The organism is Pseudomonas sp. FJ2-5-13 (genome assembly GCF_029201605.1).
GTDB classification, from domain to species: Bacteria; Pseudomonadota; Gammaproteobacteria; order Pseudomonadales; family Pseudomonadaceae; genus Aquipseudomonas; species Aquipseudomonas lactis.
Map to the genome: position 1 here is coordinate 441,374 of NZ_CP104045.1, position 22,599 is coordinate 463,972.

A 22,599-nucleotide genomic window follows, 5' to 3' on the forward strand; every position below is an offset into this window, starting at 1 on the left:
GTTGATGAAAACGCTTTGGCAACACTGCCACGTCGCAACCATGGCCAACGGCAAATACTCGATCATCGAGGAGGCCGCCATGGTGACTGCCGGCTCGCTCATCGAGTGGGTCGGCCCTCGCAGCCAGGCGCCGACGGCGGATTACGCCCAGGTGCATGACCTGCGAGGCGCGTGGGTTACCCCGGGGCTGATCGACTGCCACACCCATGCGGTGTTTGGTGGTAATCGCAGCGGCGAATTCGAGCAGCGCCTCGAAGGCGTCAGCTACGCCGAGATCGCGGCCAAGGGCGGCGGCATTGCCAGTACGGTGCGCGCAACCCGTGCGGCGAGCGAAGATGAGCTGTTCTCGAGTGCCGAAAAGCGCCTGCGCAGTTTGCTGCGTGACGGCGTGACCACCGTGGAGATCAAGTCCGGCTACGGCCTGGACCTGGCCAACGAACGCAAGATGCTGCGCGTGGCCCGGCGTCTGGGTGAAGCACTGCCGGTCAGCGTGCGCGCCACCTGCCTGGCCGCCCACGCGTTGCCGCCGGAGTACAAGGACCGTGCCGACGACTACATTGAGCACATCTGCAAGGAGATGCTGCCGGCGCTGGCAGCAGAAGGGCTGGTGGATGCGGTGGATGCCTTCTGTGAATACTTGGCCTTTTCCCCCGAACAGGTCGAGCGCGTATTCAAGGTTGCCCAACAGCTTGGCTTGCCCGTGAAGCTGCACGCCGAGCAGCTCTCATCGCTGCACGGCTCCAGCCTGGCGGCGCGCTACCACGCGCTGTCGGCCGACCACCTGGAATTCATGACCGAAGAAGACGCCATCGCCATGGCCGCTGCTGGCACCGTCGCCGTGTTGCTGCCGGGCGCTTTTTACTTCCTGCGTGAAACCCAACTGCCGCCGATGGAGGCCCTGCGCAAACACGGCGTGAAGATCGCTATCGCCAGCGACCTCAACCCCGGCACCTCGCCGGCACTGTCGGTGCGGCTGATGCTGAACATGGCCTGCACCCTGTTCCGCATGACCCCGGAAGAAGCCCTGGCCGGCGCCACGCAACACGCGGCCACCGCGTTGGGGCTGGGTGATACCCATGGTTCCCTGGAAGTGGGCAAGGTCGCGGACTTTGTCGCCTGGCAGATCGACCGCCCCGCCGACCTGGCCTACTGGCTGGGTGGCGAACTGGATAAACGCGTCGTGCGCCACGGCGTCGATGTCACTGTTTGAGAGGATGCTGTTGTGGATAAGGTTCTGACATTCAAACAAGGCCGTGTACCGCTGCTGATCAGCATGCCCCACGCGGGCCTGCGCCTCACCCCTGCGGTCCAGGACGGGTTGATCCCCGAGGCGCAAAGCCTGCCGGACACCGACTGGCATATCCCCCTGTTGTATGACTTTGCCGAAGAACTGGGCGCCAGCACCCTGGCTGCGCAGTACTCGCGGTTTGTCATCGACCTCAACCGGCCTTCCGACAACACGCCGCTGTATGCCGGCGCTACGACGGGCCTGTACCCAGAGACGCTGTTCGATGGCGTGCCGTTGTTCCGTGAAGGGCAAACGCCCTCCGACGAAGAACGGGCCAGCTACCTGCAAAAAATCTGGGGGCCGTACCACCGTCAACTGCAAGAAGAACTGGCACGCCTCAAGGCCGAGTTCGGTTATGCGTTGCTGTTCGATGCGCACTCGATCCGCTCGGTGATCCCGCACCTGTTTGACGGCAAATTGCCGGACTTCAATTTGGGTACCTTCAACGGCGCTGCGTGCGACCCGCAGCTGGCCAGCCAGTTGGAAGCCATCTGCGCCCAGCATCCGCAATACACCCATGTGCTGAATGGGCGCTTCAAGGGCGGCCATATCACCCGTCACTACGGCAACCCGGCGCAGGATATCCACGCCGTGCAGCTGGAGTTGTGCCAGAGCACCTATATGGAGGAGTTCGAGCCGTTCCGTTATCGCCCTGATCTGGCCGAGCCGACGCAGGTGGTGCTGAGGCAGTTGCTGGAAGGGCTGTTGGCTTGGGGGCAGAAGCACTACCGGTAATTGTTGGTGCTGCTGCAATAGCTTTCGCGAGCAAGCCCGCTCCCACACTTGACCGCGCTCTATCATGAGAATGCGCTCCAAATGTGGGAGCTGGCTTGCCTGCGATAACGGTGGTTCAGCAACACTTTTATCAACTGACACACCGCCATCCCGGCAAAGGGCTGGCCCACGGTTGTTTGCGGGCTCGCGGCCAGGTGCCGGAGGTGGTTCGGCTGTATGACTATCTGCTCGGTTATCTGAGGCGCCAACTGCTGACACAGGTCTAAGTGCTCAAGGACATGCTCATTGCACAATTCGGGTTTATGATGCCAAACGGCAAAATAATAGACGTCCCCCCAGGGATGAACCCGACACCCTACGGAGCACGCAATGCAGACTTGGTACCCGCAGATCAAACCCTACGCCCGGCACGATCTGGCTGTCGATGACACCCACACCCTGTATGTCGATGAAAGTGGCTCCCCCGAAGGCTTGCCTGTCGTGTTCATCCATGGCGGCCCCGGCTCCGGTTGCGACGCCCAGAGCCGCTGCTATTTCGACCCGAACCTCTACCATATTGTCACCTTCGACCAGCGTGGCTGCGGCCGCTCCACGCCAAGGGCGAGCCTGGAGAACAACACCACTTGGGATCTGGTCGCCGACCTTGAACGCATCCGCGAGCATCTGGGCATCGACAAGTGGGTGCTGTTCGGCGGCTCCTGGGGCTCGACCCTGGCCCTGGCCTACGCGCAAACCCATCCCGAGCGTGTGCTCGGCCTGATCGTGCGCGGCATCTTCCTCGCCCGCCCCCAGGATATTCGCTGGTTCTACCAGGAGGGCGCGAGCCGTCTGTTCCCGGATTACTGGCAGGACTACGTGGCCCCGATCCCGGTGGAGGAGCGCCACGACATGATCGCCGCTTACCACAAGCGCCTGACCGGCAATGACCAGATCGCCCAGATGCACGCGGCCAAAGCCTGGTCGGGCTGGGAAGGCCGCATGCTGGGCCTGTGCCCGAGCCCACAGCATGTGGAGCGGTTTTCCGAGCCGCAGCGCGCCTTGTCCATCGCACGTATCGAATGCCATTACTTCACCAACAACTCCTTCCTGGAACCCAACCAGCTGATTCGCGATATGCACAAGATCGCCCATCTGCCTGGCGTCATCATCCATGGCCGCTACGATATGATCTGCACGCTGGATAACGCCTGGGAACTGCATCAGGCCTGGCCCAACAGTGAGTTGCAGGTGATCCGCGAGGCCGGGCATGCGGCCTCCGAGCCGGGTATCACTGACGCGCTGGTACGCGCGACCGGTGAAATGGCCCGACGCCTGCTCGACCTGCCGCCTGAAGAAGCATGAAGGGCCTGTTGCAGCGGGTGCGTGGTGCCCGAGTCGAGGTCGCGGGTGAGGTGGTAGGCTCAATCGACCAGGGTTTGCTGGTGCTGGTCGCCGTCGAGCCTTCAGATACGCCCGAAAGCGCCGACAAACTGCTGCACAAGCTGCTTAACTATCGGGTGTTCAGTGACGAGGAGGGCAAGATGAACCTGTCCCTCAAGGACATCGGCGGCGGTTTGCTGCTGGTGTCGCAGTTCACCTTGGCGGCGGATACCAAAAGCGGGCTGCGGCCCAGCTTCTCCACAGCGGCTCCACCGGCGCTGGGAGCGGCGCTTTTTGATCACTTGTTGTTACAAGCGCAACAATTGCATGGCAAGGTGGCGTCAGGGCGTTTTGGCGCGGATATGCAGGTGCACTTGGTCAATGATGGCCCTGTGACCTTCCTCTTACAGACATGAATGTATGAAAAACGACGTTAATGCCTAAAAACGCAGGGTTTCGCTACAAATACTTCGCTGTCCCTGATGCGTTGTCTCGCGGGCTACTAGATAATCGCGCGCTACGGGGATCAGCGTTGTTTGGTCCATTTTTGACTTAGGTAGAGCCTTGTCCGACAACCGCGTGGGGAATCATTTTGCCCCAGAGGAGTCGGAACATTGCTCGCCAACCTGGCATATAGATAGCTGGCAGTTGGTTTTTTGATCTGTTTTCGGCGAGGGTTGCTCGTGATTGTTAGTCCCTGTAATGCACCAAAATTGTCTGCCAAACGGTTACGAAACGCACTGGTGACGGGCTCCGCCCTGTTTTGCCTGTTCGGCGCGGGTCAACTGTGGGCGTTCAGTCTGGATGATGTGTCGGCCAAGGCAAAAGAGCTGGCCGGGCAGAAATACGAAGCTCCGCGCAGCAATTTGCCGAACGAATTCCGCGAAATGAAATTCGCTGATTACCAGAAAATTCGTTTCCGCAATGAAAAAGCCGAGTGGGCCGATCAGAACACCCCGTTCAAGCTGTCCTTCTATCACCAGGGGATGCATTTCGACACCCCGGTGAAAATCAACGAAGTCACCGCCGACAGCGTGCATGAAATCAAGTACGACCCGACGCGTTTCGATTTCGGCGATGTGAAATTTGATCCTAAAGCCACCGAACAGTTGGGTTACGCCGGTTTCCGTGTGCTTTTCCCGATCAACAAGGCTGACAAGCAAGACGAAATCATGACCATGCTCGGCGCCAGCTATTTCCGCGTCGTGGGCAAGGACCAGGTGTATGGCCTGTCTGCCCGTGGCATGGCGATCGACACCGCATTGCCGTCTGGCGAAGAATTCCCGCGTTTCACCGAGTTCTGGATCGAGCGTCCAAAGCCGGGTGACAAGCACCTGGTGATCTTTGCGCTGCTGGATTCGCCACGTGCCACTGGCGCTTATCGTCTGATCCTGCGCCCTGGCACCGACACCGTAGTGGACGTCAAATCCCAGATGTTCCTGCGTGACAAGGTCAGCAAGCTGGGCGTTGCGCCGTTGACCTCGATGTTCCTGTTCGGCGCCAACCAGCCGTCCAAGGTCCTCAACTACCGTCGCGAGCTCCACGACTCCAGCGGCCTGTCGATCCACGCCGGCAATGGCGAGTGGATCTGGCGTCCACTGAACAACCCCAAACACCTGTCGGTCAGCAACTTCAGCGTCGAAAACCCGCGTGGGTTCGGCCTGCTGCAACGTGGTCGCAACTTCAGCCACTACGAAGACCTGGACGACAACTACGACAAGCGCCCAAGCGCCTGGATCGAACCTGAAGGCGATTGGGGCAAAGGCTCCGTCGACCTGGTCGAGATCCCGACTGCCGATGAGACCAACGACAACATCGTGGCCTTCTGGAGCCCGGCCGAACTGCCGGAAGTCGGCAAGCCGCTGGACGTGGCCTACCGCCTGCACTGGACATTGGACGACGCGGCCTTCCATTCGCCAGACAGTGCCTGGGTCAAGCAGACCCTGCGCTCCACCGGTGACGTGAAGCAATCCAACCTGATCCGTCAGCCCGATGGCAGCGTGGCCTACCTGGTGGACTTCGAGGGCCCGTCCCTGAAGAAACTGCTGCCGGACGCTCCGGTACGTAGCCAGGTGAGCGTGGGTGATAACGCCGAACTGGTTGAAAACAGCGTGCGTTACAACGAACACACCAAAGGCTGGCGCCTGACCCTGCGTATGAAGATCAAGGACGCAAGCAAGCCGACCGAAATGCGTGCGGCGCTGGTGCAGGATATCGTGCAGCCTGAGCCTGAGTCGGTTTCCAACCATGTGCTCAAGGCCGACAAAGTCTTGGCCAAGCAGCATGAGAAGCAGGCCAAGAAAGACGCCAAGGACAAGGAAGCCAAACAGCCTGAGGCTGCCCCAGCCACACCGGAGCCGATCAAGACCGAGCAAGTCCTGACCGAAACCTGGAGCTATCAGTTGCCTGCCGATGAGTAATTCTCAAGTCAAGCCAGAGACTCTGTCCGAGTACCTGGCGCATCTACCCATGACGGCTGAGCAGCGCGCCGAGCTGGCGGGCTGCAAGTCCTTCAGCGAGTTGCACGAACGTCTGTCGTCCAAGACCTTCGACGCACCGACCGACGCTGCCCAAGCGTCGGTTGGCCGCCGCTTGACCCTCAACAGCGCCGAAGAGCTGGAAGACGCCGAGATGCTGGCGCTCGATGCCAGCGGTCGCGTGTGCCTGAAGGCCACGCCGCCGATCCGTCGGACCAAAGTGGTGCCCGAGCCTTGGCGCACCAACATCCTGGTGCGCGGTTGGCGCCGGATGACCGGTCGCACCAACCCGCCCAAGCCACCGAAAGATGAGCGGGTACTGCCGGCTGCGCGCTGGCGTACCGTCGGCTCGATCCGTCGTTACATCCTGTTGGTGCTGATGCTGGGCCAGACCATCGTGGCCGGCTGGTACATGAAAGGCATCATGCCGTACCAGGGCTGGTCGCTGGTCGACTTCGACGAAATTCGCAACCAGACCCTGCTGCAAACCGCCACCCAGGTACTGCCTTACGCCCTGCAAACCAGCATCCTGATCATGTTCGGGATTCTGTTCTGCTGGGTGTCGGCCGGTTTCTGGACCGCGCTCATGGGCTTCCTGGAGCTGCTGACCGGGCACGATAAATACCGTATCTCCGGTAAAAGTGCCGGCGACGAGCCGATTCCCAAGGATGCGCGCACCGCGCTTGTGATGCCGATCTGCAACGAAGACGTGCCGCGTGTATTCGCCGGTTTGCGTGCAACGTTCGAATCGGTGGCCGCGACCGGTGACCTGGATCGCTTCGATTTCTTCGTGCTCAGCGACAGTAACGACGCCGACATCTGCATCGCCGAACAGCAAGCCTGGCTCGACGTATGCCGCGAAGCGGGTGGTTTCGGCAAGATCTTCTATCGCCGTCGCCGCCGCCGCGTTAAGCGCAAGAGCGGCAACCTCGACGACTTCTGCCGTCGTTGGGGCGGTGACTACAAGTACATGGTCGTTCTCGACGCCGACAGCGTGATGAGCGGCGAGTGCCTGACCAGCCTGGTGCGCCTGATGGAAGCCACGCCGGATGCCGGGATTATCCAGACCGCGCCGCGTGCGTCGGGCATGGACACCCTGTATGCGCGCATGCAGCAGTTCGCCACTCGCGTGTACGGCCCGCTGTTTACTGCCGGCCTGCACTTCTGGCAGTTGGGTGAATCCCACTACTGGGGCCACAACGCCATTATCCGTATGAAGCCGTTTATCGAGCACTGCGCCCTGGCGCCGTTGCCAGGTAAGGGCGCGTTTGCCGGTGCGATCCTTTCCCACGACTTCGTTGAAGCCGCGCTGATGCGCCGTGCCGGCTGGGGCGTGTGGATTGCCTACGACCTGCCGGGCAGCTACGAAGAACTGCCGCCGAACCTGCTGGATGAACTCAAGCGTGACCGCCGCTGGTGCCACGGTAACCTGATGAACTTCCGCCTGTTCCTGGTTAAAGGTATGCACCCGGTGCACCGTGCGGTGTTCCTCACCGGCGTGATGTCCTACCTGTCGGCGCCGTTGTGGTTCTTCTTTTTGGTGCTGTCCACGGCGTTGCTGGCGGTGAATACGCTGATGGAGCCGCAGTACTTCATGGCTCCGCGCCAGTTGTACCCGCTGTGGCCACAATGGCACCCGGACAAGGCGGTAGCGCTGTTCTCCACCACCATCGTGCTGTTGTTCCTGCCTAAACTGCTGAGCATCATCCTGATCTGGGCCAAAGGCGCGAAAGAGTTTGGTGGCAAGTTCAAGGTGACCCTGTCGATGCTGCTGGAGATGCTGTTCTCCATGCTGCTGGCGCCGGTGCGGATGATCTTCCACACCCGTTTCGTCCTCGCTGCGTTCCTCGGCTGGGCCGCTACCTGGAACTCGCCACAACGTGACGACGACTCCACGCCATGGAGCGAGGCGGTCAAGCGCCACGGTCCGCAAACCGTGCTGGGCTTTTTGTGGGCGCTGCTGGTGGTGTGGCTGAACCCGAGCTTCCTGTGGTGGCTGGTGCCGATCGTCGGTTCGCTGATGCTGTCGATCCCGGTGTCGGTGATTTCCAGCCGGGTCAAGCTGGGCCTCAAGTCCCGCGACGAGAGCCTGTTCCTGATCCCTGAGGAATACAATCCGCCGCAAGCCCTGCTGTCGACCGAGAAGTACACCCACGAAAACCGTTGGCACGCCCTCAATGACGGCTTTGTGCGTTCGGTGGTCGACCCGCAGCAGAACGCCCTGGCCTGTGCCTTGGCGACCTCGCGGCACCGTGAGGCCGAGCCCATCGAGTACCTGCGTATGGAGCGTGTTCGCCACGCGTTGAAAGTCGGCCCGGCCGGCCTCAACAACAGCGAACGTTTGGCGCTGCTCAGCGACCCGGTGGCTTTGGCTCGCCTGCATGAGCAGGTGTGGAGCGAAGGTCATGCCGAGTGGCTCGGCGCTTGGCGTGCCTCGATCAAGGCCGATCCGCACGCGCCATTGCTGCCCCTGCAACCACAGTCGCCCCAGGCCCAACCGGCCTGATTCAGGCACCCCCGAAGGCTCACTTCGGGGGTGTTTCAAACGTTGGTCCTACAGCGTTTTTAGCCCCTTCCTTTCTATTCCTAACTCCTTGTTATTTCGAAACAAAAGACCTTTGTTCGAAGCGTATTGCCGTGCCTGCGGCTGGGTTAGGATCGCCCCCCACATTGGACTCGCCACGGGGGCATTCATGATCAAAAGGTATTGTTTGGCATTGCTGATGGGCTTTTTCCTGGGGGGACACGCAGGCCTGCTTTACGCGGGCGCGCTGGACAACGCTGTGCGCCGTGGCGTACTTAAAGTCGGCACCACCCCCAATAACGTGCCGTTCGAAATGCTCGATAAGCAGGGGCGTATCGTCGGCTTTGAAATTGACTTGCTCCACGCCATGAGTCGCGCGCTGGGTGTAGAGCTTGAGTTGGTGGCGGTGCCCTACACGGAGTTGCTGCCAGGGCTGACGGCAAACAAGTTTGATCTGATTGGCAGCGGCATGACGGTCACCCAGGAGCGCAACCTCAAGCTCAACTTCAGTGACTCGTTTATCGTGGTGGGCCAGACGGTGCTGCTGCATCCGCGCCTGGGCGCGAAGGTGTCCAGTATTGAAGAGCTGGACGACGCCAGTTACCGCGTCGTTACCACTCAAGGCACCACCGGTGAAGCCGCTGCGCAGCGCTTTCTCGTATCCGCTCGGCTCAGCAGTGTGGCTGACCCGGAAGAGGGCGTGCGGCAGGTGGTGGAAGGCAAGGCCGATGCTTTTATCCATGATGCGCCCTACAACCTGATCGCGATGAGTCGGCCACAGAACAGTGCCTTGTTGGCACTGGAGCAACCTTTTACCTTTGAGCCCTTGGCGTTTGGCCTGAAAAAAGGCGATTACGACAGCCTCAATTGGATCAACCACTTTCTCAATCAGATCGCCCAAGACGGCACCTACGATCGCCTGCATGACAAGTGGTTAAGGGACACGGCCTGGATCGCCGAGATCGACTGATCGTCATAACTGCTTACACATCAACCCCTGATCGAGAGGCCGCGCTGAAGCGTCTGCGCCTGCGCTTCTCCGTGCCGCTGTCAGCGTTTTCCGACACACACCGATAACATTTACCGGTGAAACCTTTGTGGCGGGCAACGAGTGGGTTAGGATCGCTCCCCGAAATGGCGCAGCCCTCTCGTGCGCCCACCTTATAAGAATCGTTCAGGGGTCTTGATGATGAAAAAGTATCTTTCGATGCTGATGCTTGGCGTCACCGCGCTGGTCGCTGCCACCGTGGCACAGGCCGGCGCCATTGATGAGGCGGTCAAGCGCGGCACGTTGAAAGTCGGCATGGACCCCACCTACATGCCGTTCGAAATGACCGACAAGCGCGGTGAAATCATCGGTTTCGAGGTCGACATCCTCAAGGCCATGGCCAAGTCCATGGGCGTCAAGCTGGAGCTGGTGTCCACCGGCTACGACGGCATCATCCCGGCTTTCCTGACCGGCAAGTTCGACATGATCGGCAGCGGCATGACCCTGACCCAGGAACGCAACCTGCGCCTGAACTTCAGCGAACCCTTCATCGTGGTCGGCCAGACGCTGCTGATCCGTAAGGAACTGGAAGGCACCATCAAGTCCTACAAAGACCTGAACGACGAGAAATACCGCCTGACCTCCAAGCTCGGCACCACCGGTGAGATGGTGGCCAAGAAGTTGATCTCCAAAGCCAAGTACCACGGCTACGACAACGAGCAGGAAGGCGTGCTCGACGTGGTCAACGGCAAGGCTGATGCGTTCGTCTACGACGCACCGTACAACGTGGTGGCCGAGAAGAAAGTCGGTAACGGCAAGCTGGTGTTCCTGGACGAACCCTTCACCTTTGAACCCCTTGCGTTCGGTTTGAAGAAAGGTGATTACGACAGCATCAACTTCATCAACAACTTCCTGCACCAGATCCGTAACGACGGCACCTACGATCGCATCCATGACAAGTGGTTCAAGAGCTCCGAGTGGCTCAAGGACATGGAATAAGGCCTCACTGGGCACCGCGTCGCGCCCTTCGCGAGCAAGCCCGCTCCCACATTTTGACCGCATTTTGATGTTACAACTCGGTCAAGTGTGGGAGCGGGCTTGCTCGCGAAGGAGGCATGACAGGCGACAAAAAACTGGAAAGTGAAATGAAACAGAAAAAAGCCCAATGGCCCTGGCACCTGCTCACGGTGGTCGTGCTGGTCGGCCTGGCGGGTGCCTTGTATTACGCCACCTCGTTGATGTCCTACGAATGGCGCTGGAACCGCGTCCCGCAGTACTTCGCTTATCAAGCCGAAACTTCCCAGCGCGCCGCGGATATTTCCACCGTGGTCGAGTTGGTGCGCAAAGGCGATACGGCCGAAGTCACCCTGCGCAACGACGCCGGTGTCGAGCAAAAGCTCACGGTTGCCGATAACAGCCTGCAAGTGGCGCGCGGCGACGACGTGGCTGAAGGCGATGTGGTCGGCGTGACCCGGCAATGGGCATTGGGGCCGTTGATGTGGGGCTTGTGGACCACATTGTGGCTGTCGGTAGTGTCCGGCATCCTGGGTTTGGCGATTGGCTTGGCGACCGGGCTGTGCCGGCTGTCGAAAAACCCCACCTTGCGCGACCTGTCGACGATCTACGTCGAATTGGTGCGGGGTACGCCGCTGCTGGTGCAGATCTTCATTTTCTATTTCTTTATCGGCACGGTGCTCAACCTGTCCCGAGAGTTCGCCGGGATCGCCGCGCTGTCGTTGTTCACCGGTGCCTACGTGGCGGAAATCGTGCGCGCTGGCGTGCAGTCCATCACCCGTGGCCAGGACGAAGCGGCGCGCTCCCTGGGCTTGAGCGCCAGCCAGTCGATGCGCCACGTGGTACTGCCGCAGGCGTTCAAGCGCGTGCTGCCGCCCCTGGCCGGGCAATTTATCAGCCTGGTCAAGGACACCTCCCTGGTGTCGGTGATCGCGATTACCGAGTTGCTCAAGAGCGGCCGCGAGGTGATCACCACCTCGTTCTCGCCGTTTGAGATCCTGTTCTGTGTGGCGGGCTTGTACCTGCTGATCAACCTGCCGCTGTCGAAGATGGCCAGCCGGCTTGAGCGGAGGCTCGCCCAAAGTGATTGAAGTGCGCGATCTGGTAAAAGTCTTCGATACCCGTGGGCAAGTGGTGCGCGCGGTGGATCACGTCACCACCCAAGTGGCCAAGGGCGAGGTGCTGGTGGTTATCGGCCCTTCGGGCTCCGGCAAGTCCACTTTCCTGCGCTGCCTTAACGGCTTGGAGGCGTTCGACTCAGGTTCGGTGAGCATCGACGGCCTGCAACTGGCCGACCCCAAGACCGACGTGAATGCCTACCGCCGTGAAGTTGGCATGGTGTTCCAGCACTTCAACCTCTTCCCCCACATGACCGTGCTGGAAAACCTGTGCCTGGCGCAAAAGGTCGTGCGCAAGCGTGGCAAGCCAGAGCGCGAGGCCAAGGCCCTGGCGCTGCTGGAAAAGGTCGGTATCGCGCAGAAGGCCCACGAGTTTCCATCGCGCCTGTCTGGCGGCCAGCAACAGCGGGTCGCCATTGCCCGGGCCCTGGCGATGGAGCCCAAGGTGATGCTGTTTGACGAGCCCACCTCGGCCCTCGACCCGGAAATGGTCGGTGAAGTGCTGGACGTGATGAAGACCCTGGCCCTGGAAGGCATGACCATGGTGTGCGTCACACACGAGATGGGCTTTGCCCGGGAAGTGGCAGACCGGGTGTTGTTTTTCGACCACGGCAAATTGCTGGAAGACGCCGCCCCGGCCGAGTTCTTCAATGCGCCAAAAGACCCCCGCGCCCAAGCCTTCCTGCGCCAGGTCCTATGACTGTAGGAGCGAGCTTGCTCGCGAAAACCTTCAACGATAACGCCACGCACCCTGAATGAACGCAGCGGCCTTGGGTTTTTCGCGAGCAAGCTCGCTCCTACAGGGGGGGTGTTTCAGAGCTTGAATTTGTCGACCAGCGTCTGCAAATCCAGGCTCAACCGCGTCAACTGAACACTCGCCGCCGCCGTTTCCTCGCTGGCGGCGGCGGTCTTTTCCGACACGTCCCGTACCTTCAACACACTGCGGTTGATCTCCTCGGCCACGGCGCTTTGCTGTTCGGCTGCGGCGGCGATCTGCGGGTTCATTTCCTGGATGATCGTCACCGTGCGGGCAATGGCAATCAGGGCATCACCGGCGTCGCGGGTCAGGGCGACGCTGTTGTCTGTCAGGCTGCGGCTGCTGTCCATGATGTCCGCCACCTGTTGGGTGCCGTTATGCAGGCCGAGGATCAGCCCTTCGATCTCCTCGGCCGATTCCTGAGTGCGTTGGGCCAGGCTGCGCACTTCGTCGGCGACCACCGCAAAGCCTTGGCCGGCAGTGCCCGCACGCGCCGCTTCAATGGCGGCGTTCAGGGCCAGCAGGTTGGTCTGCTGAGACACGGACTTGATCACGTCCAGCACACTGGCGATCTTCTGGCTCTCCTGTTGCAACGCGAGCATCGCGCGTCCCGACAGCGCCATTTCACTGGCCAGGTTGCCAATCTGCTCCACGGCCTGGGTGACCACCTGCTCACCGGCGCCGGCCTGCTGGTCGGCTTCATTGGCTGCCACCGAGGCGCGTTCGGCGTGGCGCGCCACTTCCTGGGCAGTGGCGAGCATTTCATTCATTGCCGTCGCCACCTGGTCGGTTTCGTCTTTCTGCTCGTTGAGACCGCTGCGTGTCTGCTCGGTGACCGTGGATAACTGTGTAGCCGCCCCGGCGATCTGCCGGGCACTGTCGCCGATACTGCTGATCAGGCTACGCAGGCTGCGGGTCATTTGCCCGATGCTTTGCTGCAACTGGCCAAGTTCGTCACGACGGTCGACCGCCATGTCATGGCTGAGATCGCCCTCGGCAACGCGGTGCGCGGCGCTAAGGATCTCCCGCAATGGCGCTGCAATCTGCCGGGCGATCCACCAGGCGGCCAGCGCGCCGAGTGCCAGGGCGGCCACTGTCACGCTGATCAGCAATGTACGGGTGTGGTCTGCCTCGTCGTTTCGCTTGGTGTTTTGGCTTTGGCTCAACTGGTTGCTGTTTTCGCGCAGGTCATTGAGTTGCTGTTCGAAGCGGTTTTGCACGGTCTCCACATTGAGCTGGGCTTCCTTGAGCTTGATCAACTGCTCGCGATAGTTAGCCAGGTCGGTCTTGAGCAGTGCTGAGTCCACCGGCAGTGCTGTGACGGCCAGCTGCGCGATCTCCAGAGCGTCCAGCGCCTTGCCGATGGCCTCTGCATACATCGCCAGCGATTGCGCGGCCCAGGCGGGGCTCTGGGCGCGATCTTCGGCCAGCTCCATGGCCTGGCGCAGTTGCTCGATGGCATCGAGGGCCTTTTCGTCGTTCTGGTCAGGCAGGTCACTGGCAAATTGGGCGAGGGTATCGCTGGCTTGCAGAGCGATTTTTTTCAGCGCCGGGCGGATGCGCTCGCGCTGTTCGATCAAGGGCGGCAGTTGCGCCAGTGCCGCCTTGAAGTTGCTTGCAAGGCTCTTGGCTTCTTCAAGTCGCTGCAGGTCAGCTGGCTCTTTCAGGCGGTTTGAAAGGTCGGCCAGGTGCTGGTCGATCCGCTCGATTTTCGCGGCCATTTTGCCCAGGCTATCGCTGTCTGTCAGGGTGCGGTACACGATGCGGTCGGCGCGCATGGCCTCGGCGTCGACCGCCAGTTGCCCCAGGGTCGTCAGGCTGTTGGATCGGTAAAGCACGGCGTTCAAGGCTTGCCAGCCGGTGGCGGCGATCAGGAAACTGAGGATCAGCACTTGGCCAAAACCCAGGGCGAGCTTGAGGCGGACGCTGGCATTGACCAGCACGCGGGTCAGCCGAGGAAACATGGTGAACCTCCGAATCAGAAAAAGCGTTTGGCGACACCTGAAACGCTAATTCGATTCGGGCCCGTGGAGGGCTGATAACTGCGTAGGAAATTTCACAAGATGCGGCGGCTTTGGTAAGCCGCCGCGTAGGGTAATTCAGACTCGGAAGCGCCCGACCAAGGTCTGCAGGTAGATCCCCAGGCGCGCCAGTTCGGCACTGGAGGACGCGGTTTCTTCACTGGCCGACGAAGTTTGCTCGGAGATATCGCGCACATTCAACACGCTGCGGTTGATCTCTTCAGCCACGGCGCTTTGCTGCTCGGCGGCGGTGGCGATCTGCGAGTTCATCGCCTGGATGGTCGAGACGGTGCGGGTGATATTGCCCAGCGCGTGACCGGCGCGGCGCGTCAGCTCAACACTGCTCTCGGTCAGCCCGCGGCTGTTGTCCATGATGGTTGCCACCTGCTGGGTACCACTTTGCAGGCCGACGATCAGCTCTTCGATCTCTTCAGTGGACTTCTGCGTGCGCTGGGCCAGGCTGCGCACCTCGTCGGCCACCACGGCAAAGCCGCGACCGGCTTCACCCGCACGCGCGGCCTCAATGGCGGCGTTAAGGGCCAGCAGGTTGGTTTGCTGGGCCACGGATTTAATCACGTCGAGCACGCTGCCGATCTTGTCGCTTTCGCGCTTGAGCTCACCCATGGCCACTGTGGAATTACCCACTTCGGTGGCCAGGCGCTCGATCTGGGCGATGGCTTCCCCCACCACCTGGTCGCCTTCACGGGCTTGCTGGTCGGCGGCCACGGCGGCTTCCGAGGCCTCTTCGGCGTTGCGCGCCACTTCCTGCACGGTGGCCGCCATTTCGTTCATGGCGGTGGCCACCTGGTCGGTCTCGACCTTCTGGCTGTTGACCCCGGCGCTGGTTTGTTCGGTCACGGCCGACAACTGCTCGGCGGCGCTGGCGATCTGGGTGACGCCGTCGCTGATCCCGCCGATCAACTCGCGCAGGCCCACGGTCATGCTTTGCATGGCGCGCTGCAATTGGCCCAGTTCGTCCTGGCGGCCCGATTCCAGGTTGTGGCTCAGGTCGCCGGAGGCCACGCGCTCGGCGACTTTGAGGGTCTGGTTCAGCGGGATGACGATCTGGCGGGTAATGGCCCAGGCCGCGAAGACGCCGACGATCAGCGCCAGCACGGTGGCAAGCAGCAACAGGTATTTGGCCTGCGCGGCATCTGCGTCACGCACGGCGGTCTGGGAGACGGTGAGTTTTTCACTGTGGCCCAGCAGGATGTCGCCTTGGGCGATCATGGTTTTGAGCGCTGCGGCGCTGGCGACCTGGGAATCGCGATACTGGCTGACGGCGACGCGGTAGGCTTGCAGTGAAGTCCCGGCTTCTTGCAGGTTGGCCTGGTATTGCGCAGGCAACTGGCCTTGCAGCTCGGTGATTTTCTTCAGAGCGTTGTCGATGGCATCCAGGGCCGGTTGCTCGGCTTCGACCTTGCCGCTGTAGGTGTAGCCGCGTACCTGGAAGCGCGACTGCTGGATCAGCTTGCTCTGCTCAACCACGCTGTTGAACTGGGCGACGCTGTCACCTTGCAACAGGGCTTTTTCGATTTCGTTGATCTTGGCGACGGCATTGTCGGCAGTGTCGCCGAGTTTGCTGCGCGCGCCCTCACGCTTGAGGCCCGCCTGGACCATGGCGGCGAAGGCCTTTTTGTATTGGTTCAGGGCTTCCTGCTGCTGCTCGACCAGGGCTTTATCGTCAGGTTGCTCGATCAGCTCGGCAGCGGTCTTCAGGCCACTGTCGAGGTGGGCGAGCAGGCCGTCGACCTTGTCCGTGCCTTGCTCGCCACGGCGCATGTCGAAGTCCAGGCGTGCCAGGCGCAGGTCTTTGGTCAGGCCATTGAGGCTGGAAATAAAGCCCAGCTTGTCACCGCGACTGATCACATCCCCCAGGCCGGTCCAGCCGGTAAAGGTGATCAACAGCGTCAGGAGCAACACCAGGCCAAAGCCCACGCTCAGCTTGCGGTTGACGCTTACATTCCCCAGTTTCTCGGCTAACCAACGATACATGCTGCGAACTCCCCTGGAACAAGGCTTGGACTTATTCACAGGCTATCGGCACGGGGGCAGGATACTGTAGCGATGCACATCTAATGTAGGAGCGAGCTTGCTCGCGAAAAACGTCAACGGTAACGCGTGCTTCCTGAGTAAACGCGGCGTCTGTGAGGTTTTCGCGAGCAAGCTCGCTCCTACAGAAGGCGAGATGATCGCTTGATCTGCGGGGGGTTAGAACAGGCGGGCGAGCAGGGCGGTTACGGCGGTTTCGACGCGCAAAATACGTGCACCCAACTGCACCGGCTGCAACCCGGCCTTGGCCAGCAGGTCCACTTCATAGGGAATCCAGCCGCCTTCCGGGCCGATGGCCAGGGTCACCGGTTCTTCCAGGGCTCGGGGGCAAGCCGGGTAATCGCCCGGATGGCCGATCAGGCCCAGGGTGCCAGCCGCCATGGCCGGCAGCCGGTCTTCGACAAACGGCTTGAAGCGTTTCTCGATAATGATCTCGGGCAGCACCGTGTCCCGCGCTTGCTCCAGGCCGAGGATCAGTTGCTCGCGCACCGCTTCAGGCTCCAGGAACGGGGTTTGCCAGAAGCTTTTTTCCACCCGGTAGCTGTTGACCAGTACCACCTTGGGCACGCCCATGGCCGCCACTGTTTGCAGCACCCGGCGCAGCATCTTCGGGCGGGGCAGGGCCAGCAGCAAGGTCAGGGGCAGTTTGCTCGGCGGCGGTTGGTCGAAGCTCACTTGCAGTTCGGCGTCGGCGGCTTCCAGGCGCAGCAGTTGGGCATTACCCATCAGCCCGCCAATGCGGCCCACGCGCAGGGTGTCACCGACGGCGGCGCGGTGAACCTCCTGCATATGCACCAGGCGCCGATCACGCAGCACTACGCGGTCGGCCGCGATAAAGTCGGCCTCTTCGAGCAGCAGCAGGTTCACGGCTGGGTCGCTGGCGGCTGGTCGTCGTCGACAGGCGCGTCATCCGGGTGTTCGCCACGCTTGCTGATCAAGCCGCTGAACAGGATGCCCACTTCGAACAGCATCCACATCGGCACCGCCAACAAGGTCTGGGAGAAGATGTCCGGCGGTGTGAGGATCATGCCGACCACGAAGCAGCCGATGATCACGTACGGGCGGATCTTCTTCAGGTACTTGACGTCGACCACGCCGATCCACACCAGCAACACCACCGCCACCGGGATTTCGAATGCCACGCCGAAGGCGAAGAACAGCGTCATCACGAAATCGAGGTAGCTGGTGATATCGGTCATCATTTCCACGCCGGCCGGGGTGGCAGCGGCAAAGAACTTGAAGATCAGCGGGAACACCAGGAAGTAGGCGAAGGCCATGCCGGTGTAGAACAGCAGGATGCTCGACACCAGCAATGGCACGGCGATGCGCTTCTCATGCTTGTACAGGCCCGGCGCGATAAAGCCCCAGATCTGATGCAGGATCACCGGGATCGCCAGGAATAGCGAGACCATCATGGTCAGCTTCAAGGGCGTCAGGAACGGCGACGACACATCGGTGGCGATCATCGTCGCGCCGGCTGGCAGGTACTGGCGCAGGGGTGTCGAGACGAAGGTGTAGATCTGCTGGGTAAAGGCGAACAGCCCGGCAAAGATGATGAAGATCGCCGCCACGCAACGCAGCAGGCGGGTGCGCAGCTCGGTGAGGTGCGAGACCAGCGGCATGTGCTGGTCGTTTTCCGGTTTATCAGCGCTCATGGGGCTCGCGGCGGCAATGTAGGGTCATGGGGTGCGGGCGACGCAACGGGCGTCGGCGCGGGCGTCGTTGGGGCTGGCGCTGCCGGTGCGGCGTCGGCCACAGGGGCTGGCGCGATGCTGTGCTCGGCCACCGGCGTTACCGGCTTGGCCGGCTCTTGCACCGGGGAAAGAATCTTGCGGGCTTCCTGCTCCAACGAGAGGATATGTTCGTTGTGCAATTGCCGGCGGATTTCGTCGGCACCGATTTCCCGTTCAACTTCCTGTTTGATCGCGTTGAAACTGCGCTTGAGGCGCCCGATCCACAAGCCGGCGGTGCGTGCGGCACCGGGCAGGCGTTCCGGCCCCAGTACCAGCAAGGCCACCAGGCCGACGAGCAGCAGTTCAGAGAAGCTGATACCAAACATTAGTCAGTGCTCACGAGTCTTTGCGGGTCGGCTCTTGGACCTTTTCAGCCTGAACGTCGAAGGTACGGCGCTCGGTGATCGGCTGGGTGGCCTGCGGGTGAACAGGCTGGGCCGGTGGCACCGGGGTGGCGCTTGGCTCGGCTGGCTTTTCATCATCGTTCATGGCTTTGCGAAAGCCCTTGATCGACTCGCCCACATCGGTGCCCAGGTTCTTGAGTTTCTTGGTACCGAACACCAATACCACCACCACCAGAATGACGATCCAGTGTTTCCAGTCAAAAATGCCCATGCTTCAAATCCTCAAGTCTTAGTTATTCAGGCGGACGGGCGCGAAGCCTTCTCGGCGTGCCCGGACAAGCCGAAGCGACGGTCCAGTTCATCCAGCACGGCCTGTGGGTGCTGCCCCAGTTGGGCGAGCATCACCAGGCTATGGAACCACAAGTCTGCGGTCTCATAGATTACATCGCTGTAATCACCGCTGATTTGCGCGTCCTTGGCCGCAATGATGGTCTCGACGGATTCTTCGCCGAGTTTTTCCAGAATCTTGTTCAGACCCTTATGGTACAGGCTGGCGACGTAGGAGCTGTCGGCGTCCGCGCCTTTGCGGTCTTCCAGCACCTGGGCCACACGGTTCAGGGTATCGCTCATGTTCAGTGTCCTGCTGGGTAGATGGCGTGCGGGTCTTTGAGCACCGGCTCCACAATCTTCCATTCGCCATTCTCGAACACGCGATAGAAGCAACTGTGGCGGCCAGTGTGGCAGGCAATGCCGCCGATCTGTTCGACCTTGAGGATCACCACGTCGGCATCGCAGTCCAAGCGCAGCTCATGCAGGGTCTGCACGTGCCCGGATTCTTCGCCCTTGCGCCACAGTTTGCCACGCGAACGTGACCAGTAGATGGCGCGCTGCTCGGCGGCGGTAAGGCTCAGGGCCTCGCGGTTCATCCAGGCCATCATCAGCACGCGCCCGGTCTTGTAGTCCTGGGCAATGGCCGGCACCAGGCCGTCATTGTCCCATTTGATCTCATCCAGCCAGTCTTTCATGTTCGGCTCCGGCAATTTGCGACAGTGTATAACCGGATTGGCTATCGACGCACGATCAGATAAACACCCACGGCGACCATGATGCCGGCTGGCCAGTGGCCCAGTTGGTTCAATGGCCCACCAATCGCCAGCATCACCCCGCCCACCAGATGCGCGGCGCCGAGCAGGCGCAGGAACCAATCGTCCTTGCGCTTGCGCCACGGTGGCTCAGGGTCCTTGGCGTGGGGCTGGGACATGCGCTCCAGCAGGTCGCGGGTCATGTTGGCCAGGTGCGGCAGCTGTTCGAACTGGCTGTGCAGGTTGCCCAGCATGGTTTTGGGGCTCATGCGCTCGCGCATCCAGCGTTCCAGGAAGGGTTGCGCGGTGTTCCACAAATCGAGGTCCGGGTACAGCTGGCGGCCCAGGCCTTCGATGTTCAGCAGGGTCTTTTGCAACAGCACCAGTTGCGGCTGCACTTCCATATTGAAGCGCCGCGCGGTCTGGAACAGGCGCATCAGCACCTGGCCGAAGGAAATATCTTTTAACGGTTTTTCGAAGATCGGCTCACACACCGTGCGGATCGCCGCTTCGAATTCATTGAGCTTGGTTTCCGCCGGCACCCAGCCCGAATCAATGTGCAACTGCGCCACACGGCGGTAGTCGCGCTTGAAGAAGGCAAACAGGTTGCGCGCCAGGTAATCCTGGTCTTCGGGGGTGAGGCTGCCGACGATGCCGCAGTCGATGGCGATGTACTGCGGGCTCCACGGGTTGACGGTGCTGACGAAGATGTTGCCCGGGTGCATGTCGGCGTGGAAGAAACTGTCGCGGAACACTTGGGTGAAGAAAATCTCCACACCGCGCTCGGCCAGCATCTTCATGTCGGTGCGCTGGTCGGCCAGGGTCGCAAGGTCGGTGACCTGCACGCCGTAGATGCGCTCCATCACCAGCACTTTTGGCCGGCACCAGTCCCAATACACTTGCGGCACGTACAGCAGTTGCGAACCTTCGAAGTTGCGTCGCAATTGGCTGGCGTTGGCCGCTTCGCGCAGCAGGTCGAGTTCGTCGTAGATGGTTTTTTCGTAGTCGGCGACCACGTCCACCGGGTGCAGCAGGCGCGCATCGGCGGAGAAGCGTTCGGCCGCGCGGGCGAGGACAAACAGCCACGCCAGGTCCTGGCCGATGATCGGCTTGAGGCCTGGGCGAATGACTTTCACCACCACTTCTTCGCCGGTCTTGAGTTGCGCGGCGTGCACTTGCGCCACCGACGCCGAGGCCAGGGGCTCGACGTCGAAGCGGCTGAACACCTCGCTGATCTTCTGGCCCAGCTGTTCTTCGATCAGCGCCATCGACTGCTGCGAGTCGAACGGCGGCACGCGGTCTTGCAGCAGCATCAGCTCGTCGGCGATGTCTTCGGGCAACAGGTCGCGGCGGGTGGAGAGGATCTGCCCGAACTTGATGAAGATCGGCCCCAAGTCCTGCAACGCCAGGCGCAGGCTGGCGCCACGGCTCAACGGCGACGGCTTGCGCGGCAACCAGCGCCACGGCAGCACATAACGCACCGCCAGCAAAAACCACGGCAAGGGCAGGGCAAACAGCAGGTCATCGAGACGGTAGCGGATTACGACGCGCTGGATACGAAACAAACGGCGGACGGCGAGCAGCTTCATGCGTTATCGCTTGGATCAAGGGAACGGCTCAAGCGCTCGAAGCGGGCCTCGAGGCGTTCCAGGTCGATTTTGGCCTTGTCGAGCTCGCGAAAGCGCGCTTGCGCTTCCCGTTGCCCGACCAGGGTGCGCGATTCTTCGCTCAGGTATTCGGCAAGGTTCTGGTTGAGGCTGGCGAACCCTTGCTGATACCAGCGCGAGCGGCTGCGCAGGTGCCCGCTGATCAACTGGGTGGCGACGGGGCCGATCCAGCGCGATAGTTCGTATTCCCAGTCCAGCTCCAGGTCTTGCAGCACGGCGGCCAGGTCCATCAGCACCGCGCTGTCGCCTTCCAGCTCCACCTCGGGGCTGTGGAGGATGGCAGTCTTGTTGCGGCTCAGCGCCAAGTGCAACAGGCTGGAGGCCGGCGCACGCAAGGTGCAATCGGCTTCAGCGGCCCATTGGGTGGCGAGCCGCAGGCCTTCATCGCTGGGCAGGATAAACAGCTGCAAGGCGGGGCTGCGGCAATCGACGGCGATGACTTTGCCGGTCAGGTGCGCGAGCCGCGCCAGGGCGGTGCTGTCCAGGCGCAGTACACGGTTGAGGCCGTGCTCGACGCTGGCGAGAAGACCTTGCAGCAGCATCAGGGCTTGATGCCGCGGTGCAGGGCGACGATGCCGGACGTCATGTTGTGGTAGGTCACGCGGTCGAAACCGGCCTCCACCATCATCGACTTCAGGGTTTCCTGGTCCGGGTGCATGCGGATCGACTCGGCCAGGTAGCGGTAGCTCTCGGCATCGTTGGTGATCAACTTGCCCATCAACGGCATGAAGGCGAAGGAGTACGTGTCGTAGACCTTGGACATCAGCGCGTTGGTCGGCTTGGAGAACTCCAGCACCAGCAGGCGGCCACCCGGCTTGAGCACGCGCAGCATCGAGCGGATCGCGTCTTCCTTGTGGGTCACGTTACGCAGGCCGAAGGCAATGGTCACGCAGTCGAAATGGTTGTCGGGGAACGGCAGCTTTTCAGCGTCGGCCTGGACGAATTCGATATTGCCGGCCACGCCTTTGTCGAGCAGGCGGTCGCGGCCAACCTTGAGCATCGAGCCGTTGATATCGGCCAATACCACCTGGCCGGTGGGGCCAACCAGCTTGGAGAACTTGGCCGCCAGGTCGCCGGTGCCACCGGCGATGTCCAGCACCCGGTTGCCGGTGCGTACGCCCGACAACTCGATGGTGAAGCGCTTCCACAGGCGGTGCATGCCGCCGGAGAGCACGTCGTTCATCAGGTCGTACTTGGCTGCCACGGAGTGGAACACCTCAGCGACTTTTTCCGCCTTTTGGCTTTCCGGGACGTTCTTGAAGCCGAAGTGAGTGGTGGGTTCGGCATCGCTGCCTTTGCGCTGATCAGTCATATCGCTGTCACCAAAAGAGAATGCGGGACATGATAATCCCGAAGGCCTACTTTGTCTTGGCAAGGCTGCAGGTAAGATAGGCGCTCATCGAGACCTTTTGCCGCATGGCGGGTGTTCTGAGTCGTTAT

Annotated in this window: 20 protein-coding genes and 2 pseudogenes; 11 read left to right on the top strand and 11 right to left on the bottom strand. The window is 61.4% G+C overall.

Going from position 1 to position 22,599, the window contains the following annotated elements; genetic code table 11:
• Nucleotides 1-4: 4 nt before the first annotated feature.
• The 11 genes and pseudogenes from hutI (at nucleotide 5) to N2A98_RS01975 (ending at nucleotide 12,203) form a co-directional block, all read left to right on the top strand.
• Nucleotides 5-1,210: an imidazolonepropionase gene (gene hutI / locus N2A98_RS01925; RefSeq protein ID WP_275622958.1), complete on the top strand. Its 1,206-nt coding sequence runs from the start codon at nucleotides 5-7 to the stop codon at nucleotides 1,208-1,210.
• A gap of 12 nt (nucleotides 1,211-1,222) precedes the next feature.
• Entirely contained in the window at nucleotides 1,223-2,023 is an 801-nt protein-coding gene (hutG, locus tag N2A98_RS01930) for an N-formylglutamate deformylase (RefSeq protein ID WP_078802341.1), read from the top strand.
• A gap of 146 nt (nucleotides 2,024-2,169) precedes the next feature.
• A pseudogene (locus N2A98_RS01935) lies at nucleotides 2,170-2,289 on the top strand (alpha/beta hydrolase); the annotation flags it as partial.
• 103 nt (nucleotides 2,290-2,392) lie between these two features.
• On the top strand, nucleotides 2,393-3,364 hold the full coding sequence (pip, locus tag N2A98_RS01940) for a prolyl aminopeptidase (RefSeq protein WP_014716544.1): 972 nt from the start codon (nucleotides 2,393-2,395) through the stop codon (nucleotides 3,362-3,364).
• On the top strand, nucleotides 3,361-3,798 hold the full coding sequence (dtd, locus tag N2A98_RS01945) for a D-aminoacyl-tRNA deacylase (RefSeq protein ID WP_003187854.1): 438 nt from the start codon (nucleotides 3,361-3,363) through the stop codon (nucleotides 3,796-3,798). Before pip ends, dtd begins: the two co-directional genes overlap by 4 nt.
• A gap of 267 nt (nucleotides 3,799-4,065) precedes the next feature.
• Entirely contained in the window at nucleotides 4,066-5,802 is a 1,737-nt protein-coding gene (locus N2A98_RS01950; RefSeq protein WP_003187856.1) for a glucan biosynthesis protein G, read from the top strand.
• Nucleotides 5,795-8,373 (top strand): annotated as a pseudogene (gene mdoH / locus N2A98_RS01955) (glucans biosynthesis glucosyltransferase MdoH); the annotation flags it as partial. The gene N2A98_RS01950 and the pseudogene mdoH, both read left to right, overlap by 8 nt.
• Nucleotides 8,374-8,552: 179 nt before the next feature.
• The gene (locus N2A98_RS01960; protein ID WP_056782674.1) at nucleotides 8,553-9,353 is read left to right on the top strand and encodes a transporter substrate-binding domain-containing protein; all 801 of its coding nucleotides are present in this window, start codon (nucleotides 8,553-8,555) and stop codon (nucleotides 9,351-9,353) included.
• Nucleotides 9,354-9,572: 219 nt separating this feature from the next.
• Entirely contained in the window at nucleotides 9,573-10,370 is a 798-nt protein-coding gene (locus N2A98_RS01965; RefSeq protein ID WP_032893985.1) for a transporter substrate-binding domain-containing protein, read from the top strand.
• A 146-nt stretch (nucleotides 10,371-10,516) separates the two neighbouring features.
• Nucleotides 10,517-11,476 carry an amino acid ABC transporter permease gene (locus N2A98_RS01970; RefSeq protein ID WP_032893984.1) on the top strand — a complete coding sequence of 320 codons (960 nt, stop codon included), beginning with the start codon at nucleotides 10,517-10,519 and terminating at the stop codon, nucleotides 11,474-11,476.
• Nucleotides 11,469-12,203, top strand: a complete 735-nt coding sequence (locus N2A98_RS01975) for an amino acid ABC transporter ATP-binding protein (RefSeq protein WP_044270688.1) — start codon at nucleotides 11,469-11,471, stop codon at nucleotides 12,201-12,203. The genes N2A98_RS01970 and N2A98_RS01975 overlap by 8 nt, the downstream gene beginning before the upstream one ends.
• 113 nt (nucleotides 12,204-12,316) lie before the next feature.
• Here N2A98_RS01975 and N2A98_RS01980 read toward each other — a convergent pair whose 3' ends face one another.
• The 11 genes from N2A98_RS01980 to ubiE form a co-directional block, all read right to left on the bottom strand.
• The gene (locus N2A98_RS01980) at nucleotides 12,317-14,224 is read right to left on the bottom strand and encodes a methyl-accepting chemotaxis protein (protein ID WP_275622959.1); all 1,908 of its coding nucleotides are present in this window, start codon (nucleotides 14,222-14,224) and stop codon (nucleotides 12,317-12,319) included.
• Between the two features lie 135 nt (nucleotides 14,225-14,359).
• A complete protein-coding gene (locus N2A98_RS01985; RefSeq protein WP_047712387.1) occupies nucleotides 14,360-16,276 on the bottom strand; it encodes a methyl-accepting chemotaxis protein in 1,917 nt (638 codons plus the stop codon).
• Nucleotides 16,277-16,492: 216 nt separating this feature from the next.
• Nucleotides 16,493-17,200 (bottom strand): 16S rRNA (uracil(1498)-N(3))-methyltransferase, encoded by a 708-nt coding sequence (locus N2A98_RS01990; RefSeq protein WP_044270696.1) that lies wholly within the window; start codon nucleotides 17,198-17,200, stop codon nucleotides 16,493-16,495.
• The gene (tatC, locus tag N2A98_RS01995; protein WP_003187874.1) at nucleotides 17,197-17,988 is read right to left on the bottom strand and encodes a twin-arginine translocase subunit TatC; all 792 of its coding nucleotides are present in this window, start codon (nucleotides 17,986-17,988) and stop codon (nucleotides 17,197-17,199) included. Before tatC ends, N2A98_RS01990 begins: the two co-directional genes overlap by 4 nt.
• On the bottom strand, nucleotides 17,985-18,392 hold the full coding sequence (gene tatB / locus N2A98_RS02000; protein WP_003187876.1) for a Sec-independent protein translocase protein TatB: 408 nt from the start codon (nucleotides 18,390-18,392) through the stop codon (nucleotides 17,985-17,987). Before tatB ends, tatC begins: the two co-directional genes overlap by 4 nt.
• 10 nt (nucleotides 18,393-18,402) lie before the next feature.
• Entirely contained in the window at nucleotides 18,403-18,681 is a 279-nt protein-coding gene (locus N2A98_RS02005; RefSeq protein ID WP_275622960.1) for a twin-arginine translocase TatA/TatE family subunit, read from the bottom strand.
• A gap of 26 nt (nucleotides 18,682-18,707) precedes the next feature.
• Entirely contained in the window at nucleotides 18,708-19,040 is a 333-nt protein-coding gene (locus N2A98_RS02010) for a phosphoribosyl-ATP diphosphatase (RefSeq protein WP_003187881.1), read from the bottom strand.
• Between the two features lie 2 nt (nucleotides 19,041-19,042).
• Complete coding sequence (hisI, locus tag N2A98_RS02015) at nucleotides 19,043-19,435, bottom strand: phosphoribosyl-AMP cyclohydrolase (protein ID WP_044270698.1); 393 nt, start codon at nucleotides 19,433-19,435, stop codon at nucleotides 19,043-19,045.
• 41 nt (nucleotides 19,436-19,476) lie between these two features.
• A complete protein-coding gene (gene ubiB, locus N2A98_RS02020) occupies nucleotides 19,477-21,081 on the bottom strand; it encodes a ubiquinone biosynthesis regulatory protein kinase UbiB (RefSeq protein ID WP_032893976.1) in 1,605 nt (534 codons plus the stop codon).
• Nucleotides 21,078-21,701 (bottom strand): SCP2 domain-containing protein, encoded by a 624-nt coding sequence (locus N2A98_RS02025; protein ID WP_275622961.1) that lies wholly within the window; start codon nucleotides 21,699-21,701, stop codon nucleotides 21,078-21,080. Before N2A98_RS02025 ends, ubiB begins: the two co-directional genes overlap by 4 nt.
• Nucleotides 21,701-22,471: a bifunctional demethylmenaquinone methyltransferase/2-methoxy-6-polyprenyl-1,4-benzoquinol methylase UbiE gene (gene ubiE / locus N2A98_RS02030; protein WP_003171186.1), complete on the bottom strand. Its 771-nt coding sequence runs from the start codon at nucleotides 22,469-22,471 to the stop codon at nucleotides 21,701-21,703. The genes N2A98_RS02025 and ubiE overlap by 1 nt, the downstream gene beginning before the upstream one ends.
• Between the last annotated feature and the right edge of the window lie 128 nt (nucleotides 22,472-22,599).

Coding starts and splice junctions, on each gene's coding strand:
- ubiE (WP_003171186.1), bottom strand. CDS start 22,471: ATGACTGATCAGCGCAAAGGCAGCGATGCCGAACCCACCACTCACTTC.
- N2A98_RS01960 (WP_056782674.1), top strand. CDS start 8,553: ATGATCAAAAGGTATTGTTTGGCATTGCTGATGGGCTTTTTCCTGGGG.
- tatC (WP_003187874.1), bottom strand. CDS start 17,988: ATGAGCGCTGATAAACCGGAAAACGACCAGCACATGCCGCTGGTCTCG.
- tatB (WP_003187876.1), bottom strand. CDS start 18,392: ATGTTTGGTATCAGCTTCTCTGAACTGCTGCTCGTCGGCCTGGTGGCC.
- N2A98_RS01980 (WP_275622959.1), bottom strand. CDS start 14,224: ATGTTTCCTCGGCTGACCCGCGTGCTGGTCAATGCCAGCGTCCGCCTC.
- N2A98_RS02025 (WP_275622961.1), bottom strand. CDS start 21,701: ATGCTGCTGCAAGGTCTTCTCGCCAGCGTCGAGCACGGCCTCAACCGT.
- N2A98_RS01965 (WP_032893985.1), top strand. CDS start 9,573: ATGAAAAAGTATCTTTCGATGCTGATGCTTGGCGTCACCGCGCTGGTC.
- ubiB (WP_032893976.1), bottom strand. CDS start 21,081: ATGAAGCTGCTCGCCGTCCGCCGTTTGTTTCGTATCCAGCGCGTCGTA.
- N2A98_RS01985 (WP_047712387.1), bottom strand. CDS start 16,276: ATGTATCGTTGGTTAGCCGAGAAACTGGGGAATGTAAGCGTCAACCGC.
- N2A98_RS02005 (WP_275622960.1), bottom strand. CDS start 18,681: ATGGGCATTTTTGACTGGAAACACTGGATCGTCATTCTGGTGGTGGTG.
- pip (WP_014716544.1), top strand. CDS start 2,393: ATGCAGACTTGGTACCCGCAGATCAAACCCTACGCCCGGCACGATCTG.
- dtd (WP_003187854.1), top strand. CDS start 3,361: ATGAAGGGCCTGTTGCAGCGGGTGCGTGGTGCCCGAGTCGAGGTCGCG.
- hutI (WP_275622958.1), top strand. CDS start 5: ATGAAAACGCTTTGGCAACACTGCCACGTCGCAACCATGGCCAACGGC.
- hisI (WP_044270698.1), bottom strand. CDS start 19,435: ATGAAAGACTGGCTGGATGAGATCAAATGGGACAATGACGGCCTGGTG.
- N2A98_RS02010 (WP_003187881.1), bottom strand. CDS start 19,040: ATGAGCGATACCCTGAACCGTGTGGCCCAGGTGCTGGAAGACCGCAAA.
- N2A98_RS01970 (WP_032893984.1), top strand. CDS start 10,517: ATGAAACAGAAAAAAGCCCAATGGCCCTGGCACCTGCTCACGGTGGTC.